The 15645-nt window shown below is 65.5% G+C and carries 11 protein-coding genes; 4 read left to right on the top strand and 7 right to left on the bottom strand.

The window, feature by feature from the left end; all coding sequences use genetic code 11:
- Nucleotides 1-17: 17 nt before the first annotated feature.
- From B9C43_RS04310 to B9C43_RS04300, 3 genes are all read right to left on the bottom strand, one after another.
- Nucleotides 18-437, bottom strand: coding sequence for a hypothetical protein (locus B9C43_RS04310; protein ID WP_084424730.1), 420 nt, complete (start codon nucleotides 435-437; stop codon nucleotides 18-20).
- A 104-nt stretch (nucleotides 438-541) separates the two neighbouring features.
- Nucleotides 542-1138, bottom strand: coding sequence for a response regulator transcription factor (locus B9C43_RS04305; protein WP_084424728.1), 597 nt, complete (start codon nucleotides 1136-1138; stop codon nucleotides 542-544).
- A gap of 50 nt (nucleotides 1139-1188) precedes the next feature.
- Complete coding sequence (locus tag B9C43_RS04300) at nucleotides 1189-2352, bottom strand: sensor histidine kinase (protein WP_084424727.1); 1164 nt, start codon at nucleotides 2350-2352, stop codon at nucleotides 1189-1191.
- Nucleotides 2353-2471: 119 nt separating this feature from the next.
- On the opposite strand from B9C43_RS04300, the gene B9C43_RS04295 reads away from it, so the two are divergent.
- Nucleotides 2472-3539 (top strand): LGFP repeat-containing protein, encoded by a 1068-nt coding sequence (locus B9C43_RS04295; RefSeq protein ID WP_084424725.1) that lies wholly within the window; start codon nucleotides 2472-2474, stop codon nucleotides 3537-3539.
- 20 nt (nucleotides 3540-3559) lie between these two features.
- On the opposite strand, the gene B9C43_RS04290 is transcribed toward B9C43_RS04295, so the two are convergent.
- Nucleotides 3560-4750 (bottom strand): cytochrome P450, encoded by a 1191-nt coding sequence (locus tag B9C43_RS04290; RefSeq protein WP_084424723.1) that lies wholly within the window; start codon nucleotides 4748-4750, stop codon nucleotides 3560-3562.
- Nucleotides 4751-4806: 56 nt separating this feature from the next.
- Complete coding sequence (locus B9C43_RS04285) at nucleotides 4807-5496, bottom strand: TetR/AcrR family transcriptional regulator (RefSeq protein WP_084424721.1); 690 nt, start codon at nucleotides 5494-5496, stop codon at nucleotides 4807-4809.
- A gap of 110 nt (nucleotides 5497-5606) precedes the next feature.
- Here B9C43_RS04285 and B9C43_RS04280 point away from each other — a divergent pair, with 110 nt between their 5' ends.
- The 3 genes from B9C43_RS04280 to B9C43_RS04270 all read left to right on the top strand — a co-directional run bounded on the left by B9C43_RS04280 (nucleotide 5607) and on the right by B9C43_RS04270 (nucleotide 12714).
- Nucleotides 5607-6041: a nitroreductase family deazaflavin-dependent oxidoreductase gene (locus B9C43_RS04280; RefSeq protein ID WP_084424719.1), complete on the top strand. Its 435-nt coding sequence runs from the start codon at nucleotides 5607-5609 to the stop codon at nucleotides 6039-6041.
- A gap of 197 nt (nucleotides 6042-6238) precedes the next feature.
- Nucleotides 6239-12475: a PA14 domain-containing protein gene (locus tag B9C43_RS04275; RefSeq protein WP_084424717.1), complete on the top strand. Its 6237-nt coding sequence runs from the start codon at nucleotides 6239-6241 to the stop codon at nucleotides 12473-12475.
- A gap of 26 nt (nucleotides 12476-12501) precedes the next feature.
- Nucleotides 12502-12714 carry a hypothetical protein gene (locus tag B9C43_RS04270; RefSeq protein ID WP_084424716.1) on the top strand — a complete coding sequence of 71 codons (213 nt, stop codon included), beginning with the start codon at nucleotides 12502-12504 and terminating at the stop codon, nucleotides 12712-12714.
- A gap of 63 nt (nucleotides 12715-12777) precedes the next feature.
- Here B9C43_RS04270 and B9C43_RS04265 read toward each other — a convergent pair whose 3' ends face one another.
- Nucleotides 12778-14586: a Xaa-Pro dipeptidyl-peptidase gene (locus B9C43_RS04265; protein ID WP_084424714.1), complete on the bottom strand. Its 1809-nt coding sequence runs from the start codon at nucleotides 14584-14586 to the stop codon at nucleotides 12778-12780.
- Nucleotides 14587-14685: 99 nt separating this feature from the next.
- Nucleotides 14686-15645: a DUF4352 domain-containing protein gene (locus tag B9C43_RS04260; RefSeq protein ID WP_143446104.1), complete on the bottom strand. Its 960-nt coding sequence runs from the start codon at nucleotides 15643-15645 to the stop codon at nucleotides 14686-14688.

The raw sequence follows: 15645 nt of genomic DNA, 5'->3' as shown, positions 1-15645 counted from the left end.
CGGTTACGCTGTTTCAGTCACGCCCCGACACTGAACTTGTACCAGACGCACAGGCCGTGATCCCACTGAATGTCCGCGACGACCTGGATTTGCCCACCCCACACGACCACGTTGTAGACATTCATCAGTGCGGAGCCCAGGAATTCGCTGCCGCCTGAACCATTCTCAGCCAAAGTCACGGCGACTGGGTATCCGTCCGGCAATCCGCGCGCACCGAAATCCTGTCGCACGAGCCGGTGGATACCGCACCTGAGTTCCCGCCACGACATGGCCATCGGCGCAGCGGCGTCGCCCCGTTGCGGCAGCGCTTTGAAGGTGGTGATCTCACCACCATTGGACTGGTCGGCGTACACCGCGGCGGTCGTGAAGAATCCCCCGAGAATCAGCGCGACAGCCGCGACGACCACTGCGGCCTTCCGGGAAAAGAAACCTTTCACGTGACCCCTCCTATTCGTCAACGAAACGAACCTTCGGGACCAATGTTCGCGAATGACACCTGGTCTGAAAATGCCCAATAAAACGCAGCCGCCCGTGGGTGTTCTTACCCAGTGTGGTGTGCGCGGGCGATGCGGATCAGCTCCGAGCGGCGCCGGGTGCCGAGCTTGTCCCTGATGGACTCCAGGTGCCGGTTCACCGTACGAACGGAGATCTCCAGTTCGCAGCCGATTTCCCGGTTGTCGTAACCACGTGCGAGCGCCCGTAATACCTCACGCTCGCGTGGCGTCAACCCTGGCCGTTGCTGGAACTCGGTAACCAGCTGCACAGCCAGCTCTGGCGGCACAACAGGTCCCTGCACCACGGCCGCGACCGCGCGCTGGAGTTCCGCCGTCGGCGCGGACTTGCTGACGTATCCGTGCGCACCGGAGCGGATCGCCCGGACGACCTCGCTCATCGAAGCCTGGGACACCACGAGGATGCGTACGGCAGGAAAGCCCTGCACGACTTTCTGGATGAACTCCACGCCGTCCTCGTCACCAAGTCGCAGATCCGCGATGAGCACGTGTGGTCGGTCGTGGTCCAGCGAGCGGAACGCGGAAGCAGTGTCGCCCGCCTGGAGAACCGTGGTTCGGCCATCTGCCAAGCCCGCCCGGACACCGTCCCTGGTCAACGGATGATCGTCGACGATGAGAACCCGCATGTCCCCAGCTTGCCGGGGTGATCATGAACGTGGACACCCCGATCGGGCACCTAACCGGGCAGCCGCAGTTCGATCTCGGTCCCGCGCCCTGGCCGGCCGTTGATCGCGACCGTGCCACCGATCCGCTCGATCCTGGCCCGTACGCTCAACAACAGTCCCAGTCGCCCGGCCGCACGGACCTTCTCTTCGGAAAACGTGAATCCGATACCGTTGTCGCGCACGAACACAGTGAGACCTGAGTCCTCTTCGAGCACCGAAACCCATGCCTGCGTGGCTTGTGCGTGCTTCACCACGTTGGTCAATGCCTCTTTGACCGCCGCAATGATCTCGTCGACCACGTTGTCCGGCAGGACGACCGACCCGCTTGCCAGGACCTGGACGGCCAGATCCCCATACGTACCAGGCAGTTTCTCCAAGGCCGCCGTGAGGCAGGCCGAGCCGTGCGGTGCGACCATCGTGCCGGAAACCACCATGTCACGCAACGCTTTCTCCTGTGCCCGGACCTCGGCCATCAACGCACGCAACTCCCCTGGACGCACGTCGCCCCGCGCAGCGAGATCCATACCCTTGCGTTGGAGCAAAGCCAAGTGCTGCAACATGTCGTCGTGAATCCGTGCGGCCAGTTCATCTCGCTCGGCCAGCCGGGCGGCCTCGGAACTGCTGCGTGCCAACGCTTGCGCCAACCGGTGGAACTGACGCGACGCTGTGCCCACGGCCGCACCGACTAGCACATAGGACAGACCCGACGCGGTCATCGTCAGTGACTGAGAGAACGACAACTCAGCCAATGGCGCCCGGTTCAACGCGTACGCGAATGGTAACGCGGCAGCGACAACCGCCCCCGCGAGCAGACCACCGCTGACTCGCCGCACCACTGCCCATGCCGCCACGGCCGCCATCGGATAGGCACCGGTCACCGACGGATGGTTCGTCAGAACATGCTGTGCTGGATGGAAAAAACCGCCAGCGACGACGAGTCCGACGGCCAACGCGAGATCTATCGCAAGCGCCAGGCCTGATCTACGCACCGCAGCGAGCGTGAGCCACACTGTCCAGCCCAGTGTGGCGACCAAAGCGGCAACGGCGACCGCGGCTGCCTGTTCACGAACCTGGCCGCCGATGGCGGCGACGATCGCCATCCACGCGAACGCGCACCAGCGGAACACCAGAACGAGCAGCATCGGCGCCGGATGCTCCCGTGTCGAAATGGCCACCCCTTCCCCCGATCCATGAGCCTACACTCGGCCGAGGGCCCGCCACCGAACGTAGTCTCGCCGAAATCGTCGGCACGCAGGTCGCTTGGTGGCAGCTGGGCTTCCGGCGGCGCCGGGAAGTGATCCACCTGGCCGCGACCGGCCGAGCACACCCGGATCCGGATGTCTGGACCGAGGCCAGGCTCTGGGCGGGCCAGATGCTGGACTCACCGTGGTGGTGGCGAATCGTCAGAGCTGTGGTGATCAGCGGTTTCGCCGTTGGTGGGGTGGCCGCGACGACAGGCGTGGCCGTGGAGTTCCAAGCCGACTACGCGATCAGTATCGCTGTGCTGACGGTCGCGCCGCTGGCGGTTCTCTGGGCGCGGCGGCAGATGCGCACCGCACGTCTGATCAACCGCGTCGAGCCCGCGGAAGGCAACCCGCGCGCAAACCCGCGTTGGGTGCCAATCGTGTTGTCAGTGGTGGCTTTCGCCGCGATGGCAACATCCGTCGCGGTCATCGTCCATACCGTCCAGGTGAACCATGAGGCAGTGTTCGGCTGCCCATTCGAGCCGGAACACCCCGATGTCCGGGCCGCGTGGATCAAGCACGAGGGCAAGTCCGGCAACCTCGGATGTCCCGTCGGGCCGGGCGGTGTGACCGCTGGCGGTGAGCCGTTCCAACACACGACCACGGGCGTCTTCGCCATCACGTCGATCGTCGGGGAGTTCCTCGTACCGCACGACTTGTTCGACGTCTGGCAAACGCATTGGAAAGTGCTGGGTGAGCCAACGGAAGTCCCGATGCTCGATGGATCGACTATGTACGTGAACTTTCAGCGGGGCCACATTGTGAAGACGGCGGGTGGGCAATCCATCGCCGTACCAGGAAAGGACTATCAACAGAAACAGGTCGCGGGCGGCCCGTGCACAACGCACGACCGCCCCTGCCTGGTCCGTGCCGAACGCAACGGCACGAACATCCACCTCGCCTGGCACTGGGAAATCGCCGACGCCTTCAACGTCAGCTGGCGAGTGCCCAGCCAAATCGTGCCGACCAGCGTCGAAGCAGCGGGCAGTGAGTACACAATAGACGGTGTCGATCCGAGAGCCAGATACATCGTGGAGGTGCAGGCCTGCGACAAACGCTTCCTGCGTCGCTCGGTCTGCACCCCCGCAGCGACGTACATCATCACGCCAGTGCCCTGATGAAATCCGTGAACTTCTCTTCAGTCGTCCCACGTCACCGGCAGGTTGAACAGGCCGTAGATGGTCATCCTGTCACGGAAACGCACCTCGCCTGCCAGCCTCAGCGTCGGCAACCGGCGCAGCAGCGCCGCGAAGCCGATCCGCATCTCGATGCGCGCCAGCTGCTGGCCGAGGCACTGGTGGATACCGTGGCCGAACGCCAGGTGTCCTTGGGCGTTCCTGGTCAGGTCCAGTTCGTCGGGGTCGTGGAACTTCTCGGGGTCCCGGTTGGCGCCCGGGACGGACATCGCGACCGCCTCGCCCGCCTTGATCTGGTGCCCGTCGATCTCCACGTCCTCGAGCGCAGTCCGTACCGGTCCGAAATGGATGATCGAAAGGTAGCGCAGCAGTTCCTCGACGGCCGCGACCGGGTCGGCGAGCAGTGCTTCGGCTCGGCCGGGTTGCTGCAGGATCGTGTATGTGCCAAGGGCGAGCATGTTCGCGGTCGTCTCATGCCCGGCGATGAGCAGCACCATCCCGATGGTGACCAGTTCTTCGTGGGTCAGTTCGTCTTCCGCGATCAGTCCGCTGAGCAGATCGTCCGCGGGCGCGGACCGCTTTTCGTTGATCACGTCGCTGAGCAGTTTCTGGATCGACACCCAGGCGGCCGTCGCCTCCTCGGCGCCGGATTCCAGATTCAGCAGCGTCGAAGCGTCGCCTTGGAACTGCTCGCGCCGCTCGTAGGCCACGCCCAGCAGTTCGCAGATCACCAGCGACGGGATCGGCAGTGTGTACGCGGGCACCAGGTCGACCGGCGGTCCGGCGCTGATGATCGCGTCGAGGTGTTCGTCGACGATCTGCTCGATCCGTGGTTCGAGCAGCTTCATCCGCCGCACGGTGAACTGGCCGGTGAGCATCCGGCGGATCCGGCCGTGCTCGGGGTCGTCCATCCGGTTGAACATGCCCGGTGGCATCGGGAAGTCCTTGAGGGACTGGCCGGTCAGCCGTTTCGCCGGGATCACCGGGTGGGTCAGCTCGACCCGGTTGCTGAACGCCGGGCTGGCCAGCACGGAGCGGACCGCGTGGTGCCCGGTCGCGAGCCAGCCGAGGTGACCGTCAGGAAACGTCATCCGCACCATCGAGTCGGTGGCTCGCAGCGAACCGATCTCGGCAGGCGGGTCAAGCGGATTCGGGCGCTGGGTCGGCAGGCCCGGAATGCTTTCGGTGGTCATGGTTCAACGACTACACGAGCTTCACAAAGTTGTGAAGTTAAGGAAACGTCAAGAAGTCACCTGTTACTGACATTCCTAGTCAGTCCGACAAAGTCCGCCATCTGCTCGGCCGCGTGCGCGAAGAACTCGTCGGCCGGGTCGACACTGCCCACGAACTGGCCGAACAGCTCGAAGGTGAGCATTCCGAACAGCTGGCTCCACGCCACGATGGCCCGGTTCACCGTCTCGGACGACAACTCCCGCGCGAACTCACGCGCGTCCAATTGGGCTGCCAAGCCCTTCGGCAACGGAGGCCCGGCGAACGCGGGCTTCAGCTCGCCCTCACCCAGAATGCCCAGCAGCGCCAAGGGAGCACGGGCCGCGGCGACGACCGTGTCCTGCGGCGCCTGGTATCCCGGGATGGGCGAGCCGTAGATCAGGGCGTACTCATGCGGATTCGCGCGCGCCCACTCGCGAACCGCGTGATACACCGCTATCCACTTCTCCCGGGGCGTCTCCCCCACGGCCGCTTGCTCCGCCGCGTCACCGACTGCGTTGTACGCATCGATGATCAACGCCGTCAGCAGATCGTCCCGGCTCGGGAAGTACCGGTAGATCGCCGACGAGACCATGCCCAGCGCACGCGCGACCGACCGCAACGACAACTTCTGCGCCCCGTCGACGGCCAGCTGCCTGCGCGCCTCGTTTTTGATCTCCTGCGTCAGCTCGGCCCTGGCGCGGTCTCGCGCGGTCCTCCCAGCGTTCATGCCCTCAGTGTAGAGCACTGCACAAATCCGAGAGCACTGCTCTTGACTTGAGGGCGCGATCCGTGTTCACTGATCTCAACAGAGAGCACTGCTCACACTTTGGAGCCGAGATGACCCGCAACATCAAGCCGAACGCCGCCGACAAGATCTTCAACCCGATCGCCAAGTTCCTGACCGGCCTGGGGATCAGCCTGGCGGGCAGCCGGATCCTGGCCGTGCGCGGGCGCAAGAGCGGCGAATGGCGAACGGTGCCGGTGAACCCGTTGACGTACAACGGCGAGCGTTACCTTGTCGCACCCCGTGGCCATACTCAGTGGGTTCGCAACATGCGGGCGGCCGGCGGCGGCGAACTGCGGCTCGGCCGCAAGGTCGAGGCGTTCGAGGCCGTCGAAGTGCCGGACGACGAGAAGCCCGAGATCCTCCGGCTCTACTTGAAGAAGTGGGCGTGGGAGGTCGGCCGGTTCTTCGATGACGTCACCGCGGAGTCGAGCGACGAGCGCCTGCGTGAGATCGCTCCCGGCTTCCCGGTCTTCCGCCTGCGCTAGCAAAGTCCATAGTGTCCAGTCCAGCGCCCTTCGGATGCTCTTGTGTCCTATTTGCGCCCACGCCATCCCGGAACACCGTGCGGCTAGCCCAATTGGCCGCTTACCTGAACCCCCACGCACATGCGACGCTGCACTCGTCGTTGTCTGGGTTGGCGTGAGACTGGGCACGCTCATAGTTGACCCGCAGGGGGTTCTCCATGTCGGACCACAGAGTGGTCCGGCCATTCGGCCTGCGCACAGCGCGGGCGGTGGCCACTTCGTTAGTCGCTGTTCTTGGTGTGAGCCTGGTGGAAGCGCCGGCGACAGCCGCACCACCGGTGGTGAACACGGTCAAGCGGATCGATCCGCGCGACCTGCCGACGTTGCCAAGCTCCGCTCAGGCCGCGCCGGCTCCTGCCGCCATATCCACAGCGGACTTCACTCCGCTGTCCACCAGGTCGGGTGAACAGGCCAGCCGCTTCGACCCGCAGCGGTCCAAGCTCGTATCGCGGTCGATGTTCACAGAGGACTTCCTCAATCCCGATGGCACACATACGATCCGGCAGTCGTCGGTACCGTTGAACGTGCCGGACGGCAAGGGTGGCTGGCGTCCAGTGGACACCACGCTGGCGCCCGCCGCGGGCCGGATCACGGCCAAGGCGCAGGGTATGTCGCCGACGGTCGCCGAGAAGGCCGACGATCCCGAAGTCGTCTCCGTTGCCGTGGATGGCAAAGAGGCCTCGCTCGGCCTGCACCAGGCCGCGCCAAGCCCGGCGAAGGTGAACGGCAACAAGGCGGTCTACGAGAACGTCCTGCCGGACACCGACCTGGACTACGAGATCACGCCGGGTTCGGTCAAAGAGACGATCGTCCTGAAAAAGCCGCCCCAGCAAGGGAAATCTTCCTGGCGGTTCCGGCTGGCCACCCAAGGACTGACGCCGAGCCTCGGCTCGGACGGCACCGTCAAGCTGACCGACGAGACCGGCACTGTGAAGCTGGTCATGCCACCCATCGAGACATGGGACTCCACTGGGGACGCCGAGCGCCCGCCCGCGATGACCGGCGGCCGCTACGGCCTGGAGCGCGACGGTGCACAGTGGACGCTGACCGTGTCGGTGGACGAGGCCTGGCTGCGCGACCCCAAGCGCGTCTATCCGGTGCGGGTCGACCCGACGTTCTCCTTCGGCGTGCTGTCCTCGCAGACCTACCGTTCCGACGGCTACACATGTGACAACTGTGGCCTGCGGATCGGCAACAGCCAAAGCTCGGGCGACTCCTACAACCGGACCGCACTACGGTTCGACTACGCGTCGCTGTACGGCAAGACCGTGGTCGGCGCCCGCGTCGACGTCACCCGCAACACAAGCGTGGTCGGGTCGGTCAAGACGTGGGACACCACGCTGTACCATGCGTCGGCGTTGAACATCAACGGGTTGGGCGCACGCCTGGCCGGTGCTTTGGTTGGTGACGTCGGCAGCTTCTCCTCACCGGAGTTGACCGGTTTCTTGCGGCACGTGGTGGACACCCGGCAGGCGTCCTACTTCATGCTGGTCGGCAGCGAGGTGCCAGGCACGTGGACCTACAAGAACCTCAACGCCACTCTGAGCGTGGACACCGGATCGGCCCCACCGGCGGCCGTGCTGGCCGCCCCGGCCGACAACACCGTGACCACGTCACTGACACCGACGCTCGCGGTCAACCCGGTGTCCGATCCGGACGGCGACCCGGTCAAGTACTGCTTCCGCGTCGCGACCGGCCCGGATGCGAAGTCCGGCGTCGTGGTCGAGTCCGGCTGTCTGTCCACTCCGACATGGACAGTCCCGGCGGGCGTGCTGCAAGACGGCGTGGCCTATACGTGGCAGGCGATGACCTACAGCGGCATCACCACGACCACCCCGCCATGGATCGGCCATGTCAAGGTGGACCAGCGCATCGGTGACCGCGGGCCAGCGCCGTCGGACACGATGGGCCCCTTCGCGATCAACCTCGCCAACGGCAACGTCACCACCCAGTTCACCTCGCCGACGTTCAACACCGTGGCCGGTGACTCGGGTCTGACGTTCACCTACAACTCCCAGCAGACCGATCCCAAGGGACTCAAGACGTCCTACTTCGTCGACCTGTCGCACAACGGGATCATCAACGACGCACAACAGCCAGTGCTGGTGCGCACCGAGCCGCAGGTCAACGTCAACTGGGACGTGAACTCACCGTTCGCGCCCGCGCTCGCGGCAGACTGGTTCGTGGTGCGCTGGGAAGGTTTCTTCCAGGCTCCGGTGACCGGCAGCTACCAGTTCGCGGGTGCGCACGACGACGGCGCGGTGGTGTGGATCAACAACGCCAAGGTCTACGACGTGACCACTCCCAGTGACGTCAACTGGACCCAGTCGACCGCGGTGAACCTGACCGCCGGTCAGCGCGTGCCGATCAAGGTCGAACTGGCCGAGAAGACCCACAACGCGCAGATGCGGCTGTTCGTCCGTACGTCCGACGGATCGACGGTGCCGTCGCAGATCGTCCCTGCGGACTGGCTGTACTCGGCGGACCTGCCGACGTTGCCGCAGGGCTGGACCATGTCGTCGGACTTGGACGGTGACGGCAGCTCGTACACCGAGGCCAAGGTCACCGACCAGAACATCGTGCTGACCGACACCAGCGGTGCCAAGCACACGTGGACCAAGAAGAGCACCGGCGGCTACACCCCGCCCGAGGGCGAAACCGCGGTTCTGGGCCTGGATTCCGGTGGCCGGGTCACGCTGACCGAAGGCTCGGAGGTGTTCTCCTTCCGCGCCGACGGCAAGCTGGAGTCACAGACCAGCGTGGTGGACTCCCGCAAGGCCGCGACACTGCGCAACGTCTACGACGGAGTCCCGTCGCGGCTGCGGGAGATCAAGGACCCGGTGTCCGCCCGCTCGCACGTCCTGCACTACAACCGTGCCAACGACAACTGCTATGGCGGAACCACTCCCCCGTCAGGCGCCGACTCGTTGGCACCGTCGCAGATGCTGTGCCGCATCGCCTACTGGGACGGCACGGAAACGCGGCTCTGGTACGCGCAGGGCAAGCTGATCCGGATCGAGGACCCGGGCTCGGAGATCACCGACTTCGGTTACAACGACCGTGGTCTGCTACAGGCCACACGGGACGCGCGAGGCAACGACTGGGTCGCCGCCGATCCAGCTGCTCGCCGTCCGCACGAGGGCGAGGTGACCAGCGCCGTCCTCTACGACACGACGAGCACCAAACCCAAGGCCACCACGGCCATGTCGGCTATCCCCGCCATCGGCAAACCGCGGTCATGGCGGACTTACCGGTACGACCCTGCGAACCGGCAGACGTTCGTCGACACCGCTGGGCTCTCCCCAGCGATCGGGTTCAGCACCAAGGTCACGTACGACGACGCCGACCGGTTGCTGACCACGACCGACGCGACGGGCAAGACCAGCAGCCAGACGTGGAACGCCAAGGACCAGAAGCTGACGTCCACCGACACGGCCGGACGGGTCTCGACTTCGGTCTACGACTACGCCGGACGCGAAATCGAGGAGTACGGCCCGGCACCGGCGTCCTGCTTCAACGGTCAGGTACCGACTGCCGCGTGCGCGGCAACTGTACCGACCACACAGACGAAGTACGACGAAGGCCTCAACGGCTTGTCGGTGTCCTATTACGACAACCGCACACTCACGGGCGCGCCCAAGGTGTTCAGCACCGGGATCGGTGAGGCGGACGGCAGGCTGGTCAAGAACTGGAACAGCACCGCGCCGGCCACCGACATCCCCGCCGACCACTTCTCCTTGCGCGCCACCGGCGAGATCGTCTTCCCCCAGGCGGGCGACTACACGTTGCGTGTCCTGGCCGATGATGGTGTGCGCGTGTGGGTCAACGACCAGATCGTCATCGACGACTGGCGCAACACCACACCGGTGTGGCGACAGGGAACCGTGCGCAGCGACGCTGCCGGGTCGATCAAGAACATCCGGATCGACTACTACGAGTTCGACCTCACCGCACAACTGGAACTGCACTGGACGACTCCCAGCGGAACACAGGAAGTAGTCCCAGGCAACCAATTGCGGCCGGGCTACGGGCTCTCCACGTCGTCTGTGGTGCCGGAGTCCGACGGGCTGCCGAACCAGGTCGCCTCGACCAAGTACAACGATGGCCTTGACCCGGCGTTCGGGCAGGCCACAAGCACTGTCACCGATCCGGGCGGACTACGGCTGACCAGCGGTTCGACGTACGAGCCGGTGGGCACGGGCTACCTACGCACCACAAGCAAGTCCATGCCCAACGGTGCGCGGACAACGTACTCGTTCTACGGGGACACCGAGACCAGGGCGAACCCCTGTGTCGCGGGCAGCCCCGCGGTCAACCAGGGCGGCATGGCCAAGCTCACCACCTCGGCCGCACCCGCGTCCGGGCCGGCCAGAGTCGACGAGCAGGTCTACGACGCCTCAGGCAGGCTCATCGCCAAGTCCACGTCCGGTGCCTGGACGTGCACGACCTACGACGCCCGTGACCGAGTGCTCGAGCAGACTGTTCCCGCCAGCGCCACGTCGGCGGAACGCAAGATCCGCTACGACTACGCGGTCGGTGGCGACCCGCTCACCACGTCCACAACGGACAACGCCGGTACCGTGACGACCACTGTGGACCTGATGGGCCGCACCATCGCCTACACCGATGTGCATGGCACCCGCACGGAAACCACGTACGACCAAGTGGGACGGGTGTCGTCCGAGAAGGTCATCCCGCCGAACTCGAGTGATTCCCCGCAGATCACCACGCCGTCCTACGACGACGCCGGCCGTCTGCTGACCACCAAGCTCGGTGACACGGTGCTTGCCACCTCGACTTATGACGCGGCAGGCGAACTGGCGACCGTGACCTACGCCAACGGCTCGTCGCTGAGCGGCGTCGGTAAGGACGCGGCCGGGCGGACCACGTCGCTGAAGTGGAAGACCAGTGATGGCACGGAAGTCATCTCGGCGGTCAGCCGGACGAGAACCGGCACGATCGTTGACGAGCAGCTCGGCGGAGTCGACGCACGACCCAACGCGCCGAACTACGTATACGACGCCGCGGGCAGGCTGACCGAAGCGTGGGTGGCCGGACACCACTACACCTACGACTTCACCTCCGCCTCTCCGGCCGCGTGCCCGACCGGCACGGTGCCCAACGCGGGCAGCAACACCAACCGGATCCGGCTGCTCGACCAGACCGCCAGTGGTACGGCGGAAACCGGCTACTGCTACGACAACGCGGACCGTCTGCTGACGACGGTCGGCGCCAACGCGGTGACCGGCTTCAAGTACGACGCGCGCGGCAACACCACGGAGTTCACCTCCGGCGATGCGGTCACCACGCTCGGCTGGGATGGCATGGACCGCAACACGTTCGTCCGTGTCACCGGATCCGACCCGGCGTACATCAGTTACACCAGGGATGTCACCGGCCGGATCGTCCGCCGGTTCGCGGCAGAGGGCGACACCATGACGGACATCCTCTTCGCATCCACAAGCGACAACGACTCCGCGGACCTGGTACTGGGACCGGACAAGCGGCTGCTCAACCGCAGCATCTCGTTGCCGGGTGGGGTGTTGTACAACGCCAACGGCAGCCAGGGCAGCTGGGACCACCCGACGGTACGTGGCGACATCTGCCTGACAACGGACAACGTGGGCAAGCAGGTCGGTGAGCTGCGCACGTACACGCCATTCGGTGAGCCGTTGCGGGCAAACGGTGTCGTGGACCCCGATGCTGTGCCGGACAACCAGCCCGGCCAGTTCGACAACGGCTGGCTCGGCCAGCACCAGCGCCCGTACGAACACGCGGGTTCGCTGGCACTGGTCCAGATGGGTGCGCGACCGTACAGTCCGATCCTCGGCCGGTTCCTGTCCATGGATCCGGTTGAAGGCGGATCAGCCAACGACTACGACTACACCAGCGCCGACCCGATCAACAACACCGACCTTGACGGGCGATGCCTGTGGGGCTTCTGCAACTGGGTCAAACGGCAGGCGACACGTGCCGTGACCTGGGTCAACCGCAACGTTGTGCAACCCGCGTGGAACTGGACGAAGAACAACTGGCGGACGATCGCGACCGTCGGTGCGTGGGTCGGCGGGGCCGCGGGCGCGATTGCTTGTGGCGTCAGCGTGATCTGCGGAGCGATCGTCGGCGGTGTCGCCGCCTTCGCCGGGTACTCGGCTCAGAACGCCGGGACGTCGAACTGGAACTGGGGCGCGGCGATCCGCACCACCGCACTGGGCGCCGCCGGCGGCGCGATCTCACCTGCCCGCGCCAGGATAGGGGCGAACCAGGCGAAACCCACCCGGCACGGACTGCGCAACAACGGCAGGGTCGCCTACCGCAAGCCCTTGTTCTACCGCGGCAAGCACTGGAACGCGCGAAGCAAGAGCTGGAAACGCTGGCTCTGGTGGAAGCGCTAATCTGAGATCGGAGAAGAAGGAGAAGAATGGCTTCCAGGCGAATCCCGCGGCTGACCCCCGTGCGCCTCCTGATCCTCGCGGGTTGCGTGGCCGTGGCGGCGTTGGTCAACTACCTGGTCGGTGGGTGGATAGGTCCAGGGCTCGCCGGAGGGCTGGTGGTGTTTCTCGGGATGGAGTTCGCCATGCGTTGGCGGCGCCAGGACACGCAGCGCGAGCCGAACGAGCACCAGAACACCTGATGTAGACAGTCACGAACCGGCCCTTGTCCGAATTCACGGACAAGGGCCGGTTTTCTGTCAGCTTCAGCTGATTCGACCGCCCACGACGGGGATGTCGAGGCTGCTGCCGTCAAGCGACACGGTCAGCGCACCCGCGCCCTGGTCGACCGAGATGTACGTCCGGTCGTTGGCCATCAGCACGAGCCCGATCCGGTGCCCGGCGGGGACGACGTAATCCTTGCCGTGCAGTTCCCAGGAAGCCGTGTACGTCTGGCCCGGGACAAGCGGGGTTCCGGACGTCAGCGACGCGCGGTTCTTCAAGTCGATCGCACCACGCGTGATCACCGTGGCCGTGACGGCCTCAGCCCGGGCCGCGAACGGCTCCGCACACCCGGTCTTCTGGTCGATGTCGGACAGCGAGCATTCCATGTTGATCAGTTCTTCCGGTGACATGTCCTGCACGCTGAACGCCGTGCCAGGGCCGTAATCCACCAGGAGAGCCGTCAGCGGAGCACTCGCCGTGTTCGACCGGACGGTCACGTTCACCTTGGGAGTACCGGACATCCGGGCCGCCTGGGTCAACGCCGGTGTGACGTAGACGAGCCGGTTCGGTGCGGCGACCGTGTAGTCGGCCATCGCGGTGGTCTCGGTCTGGGTACGGTTGTCCGTGAAGGTCTGGGTCGACGCCGCCGGGCGCGTGGCCTGCAACGTACCCGCGACGCCGGAAGCGGCTGGGCCGAAGTTCAGGCGCACGTTCCGCGCGGCCGCGTCCGGCCAGCTTCGATGCGCCTCCCAGGAACCGTTGGGCCGCTGGATGTCGGCCATCGGCTCGTCCATGATCCCGTTGTTCATCCCGAACAGCCAGTGGTCCATCCACCGGTGCATCACGCGCCGCCACTCGTCCGGCCGGGCGCTGACCGGATCGATGTGGGCACTGCGGTGCAGCCAGATCTTGCGGGGGATGCTGCGCTCCTGCAACAGGTTCCACCACGCGACACCGTGCCGGAGCTTGACGTTCCAGTCCTCCATGCCGTGCACCAGCAGAACCGACGCCTTCACCTTGTCCACGCTGGGCTTGTAGTCCCGCTCGGCCCAGAACGGCGTGTAGTCCCAGGTGTTGTCGCCCGCGTCGTCGCCCAAGGACTTGATGAACGCGGCACACCGCTGCTTGGCTGCCGCGCTCGCCACGTAGTTGGCCAGGTATTCCGGATACCTGCTCCCCCAGGCGCCCTGGTACCCGATACCCGCGTCCCGCGTGTAGTCGTACCAGCTGGAGATCGCGGCGATGGGCACGATCGTCTTCAACCCGTCGACACCGGTTGCGGCAACGGCGTTCGGCAGGGTCCCGTTGTACGAGACGCCGACCATGCCGACCGCACCGGTGCTCCACGACGCCAGCGCCTCAGACCCGTTGGCGTAGAAGCCCTTCACCCGCCCGTTCAGCCAGTCGACCACCGACTTGATGGAGATCGTGTCCTCGGCGTCGCCCGTGGTCGGGCACCCGGCCGACCGGCTCGTGCCCTGCATCTCGGCTTCGATCACGGTGTAGCCGCGTGGCACGAAGAACTCGTCGTACCACCGCGCGAACCCGTACGGCGTCGTGGCTTGGGTCCCCGGCGCGCGGTAGTACGGGCTCGGTTCCATGACCACGGGTGTCTTCAGCCCGCTGTTGGTCTCCTTCGGCCGCATGATCTGGATCGCGATCCGGTCGGACTTGCCGTCCTTGTCGCTGTCCATCGGCGCTTCGACGAACACATCCTCGCGGATGGCGTCCTGGTACGAGTAGATCGGCGTTGTCTCTTCGATGTCCTGTGCGGCAGCGGGCACAGGCGTCGCTATTCCGGCCAGTACCGTGCCTAAGGCAGCGGTGACCGCGATTCGTAGTCGTCCCATGACTTTGAGCGAACCGATCAGAGCCGACGACCGGCCACGGCCGAAAGGACCGATTCGTTCACACTTCGTTCACGGTGTCCCGATCATCGGCATCACCGCTCACAAGGACCATTCCGCCAGTGCTTTGTCCTTGTAGTCGAGGACCACGATCTTCGTACCGGGTTCGAGCTTGCTGTCGAACGACACCTTGCCGGTCGCGGTCTTGCCCGGACTCAGATCGGTCGACTGGAGTTCCTCCGCGTCCAGGTCCACGCCCCACGAGCCGTTGCCGTCGCCCGAATCGATGGTCGTGCCGTCCGGCTTCTTGAGGTGCACGTTGCGCGGGATGAGCCGGTAGGTGCCGGTCTTGCCTTCGAACTTCATGTCGATGATCACGAAGTTGCCGCTCTCCGGCGCCGCGGTCTTGTCCAGGCTGCCGCCGCCGTTGGTCTCGGTGACCGACACCAGCGTCGCCACCGCGGACGAGTCCAGGTCCTTGATGGTCGCCGTTTTGTTGATCTCCCGCTTCGGCAGGCCCTCGCCGAGGATCGGCTCGCCACCGGACAGCGGCCACTGCGCGAGGATGTGACCCATCACGCCGGTCACCAACAATTTCGCGCCCGGGTCGTACGGCGCGTCGAAGGCGACAATGCCTTCAGCCGATGTGCCTTTGACGAGTTGGCTTTCGTCGCTGGTGATTCCCTGCTTGAGCGACACGGCACGGTCGGCGTTTCCGGCGTCCGATTCGAGGACCGTGCCGTCGGGCTGCTTGAGCTTGATGTACGACGGGCTGGCCGAGTATTTGCCGTCCTCGCATTCGAACCGCAGTTTCACCGCGACGAAGTTGCCGGTCTTCGCTTTCGTCCCGTTGTCGGCCTTGAAGGACTCGCTGACCGAGACCAGACTGACTTTCGCCGATCCGTCATCGGTTTTCACCGTCACGGACTTGTTGACGTCCCTGCCGGAACTCTCAGCCGGCTTCTCACCGGCGGTGTCCGACTGGGCGGACGAACAGCCCGCCGTGATCGCCGCGGTCAGCGCCACGGTCATGAGCAGCGCAAGACTGGCTGCAGTACGCAC

The organism is Kibdelosporangium aridum (genome assembly GCF_900176515.1).
GTDB lineage: Bacteria > Actinomycetota > Actinomycetes > Mycobacteriales > Pseudonocardiaceae > Kibdelosporangium > Kibdelosporangium aridum.
The sequence above is the reverse complement of the archived record's forward strand: the minus strand, read 5'-3'. Positions and strand labels throughout refer to the sequence as shown.

What these genes read in the sequence shown, in the direction of transcription:
- B9C43_RS04285 (WP_084424721.1), bottom strand. Translation starts at nt 5,496, where the DNA reads ATGAACGCTGGGAGGACCGCGCGAGACCGCGCCAGGGCCGAGCTGACG.
- B9C43_RS04265 (WP_084424714.1), bottom strand. Translation starts at nt 14,586, where the DNA reads ATGGGACGACTACGAATCGCGGTCACCGCTGCCTTAGGCACGGTACTG.
- B9C43_RS04270 (WP_084424716.1), top strand. Translation starts at nt 12,502, where the DNA reads ATGGCTTCCAGGCGAATCCCGCGGCTGACCCCCGTGCGCCTCCTGATC.
- B9C43_RS04275 (WP_084424717.1), top strand. Translation starts at nt 6,239, where the DNA reads ATGTCGGACCACAGAGTGGTCCGGCCATTCGGCCTGCGCACAGCGCGG.
- B9C43_RS04290 (WP_084424723.1), bottom strand. Translation starts at nt 4,750, where the DNA reads ATGACCACCGAAAGCATTCCGGGCCTGCCGACCCAGCGCCCGAATCCG.
- B9C43_RS04280 (WP_084424719.1), top strand. Translation starts at nt 5,607, where the DNA reads ATGACCCGCAACATCAAGCCGAACGCCGCCGACAAGATCTTCAACCCG.
- B9C43_RS04305 (WP_084424728.1), bottom strand. Translation starts at nt 1,138, where the DNA reads ATGCGGGTTCTCATCGTCGACGATCATCCGTTGACCAGGGACGGTGTC.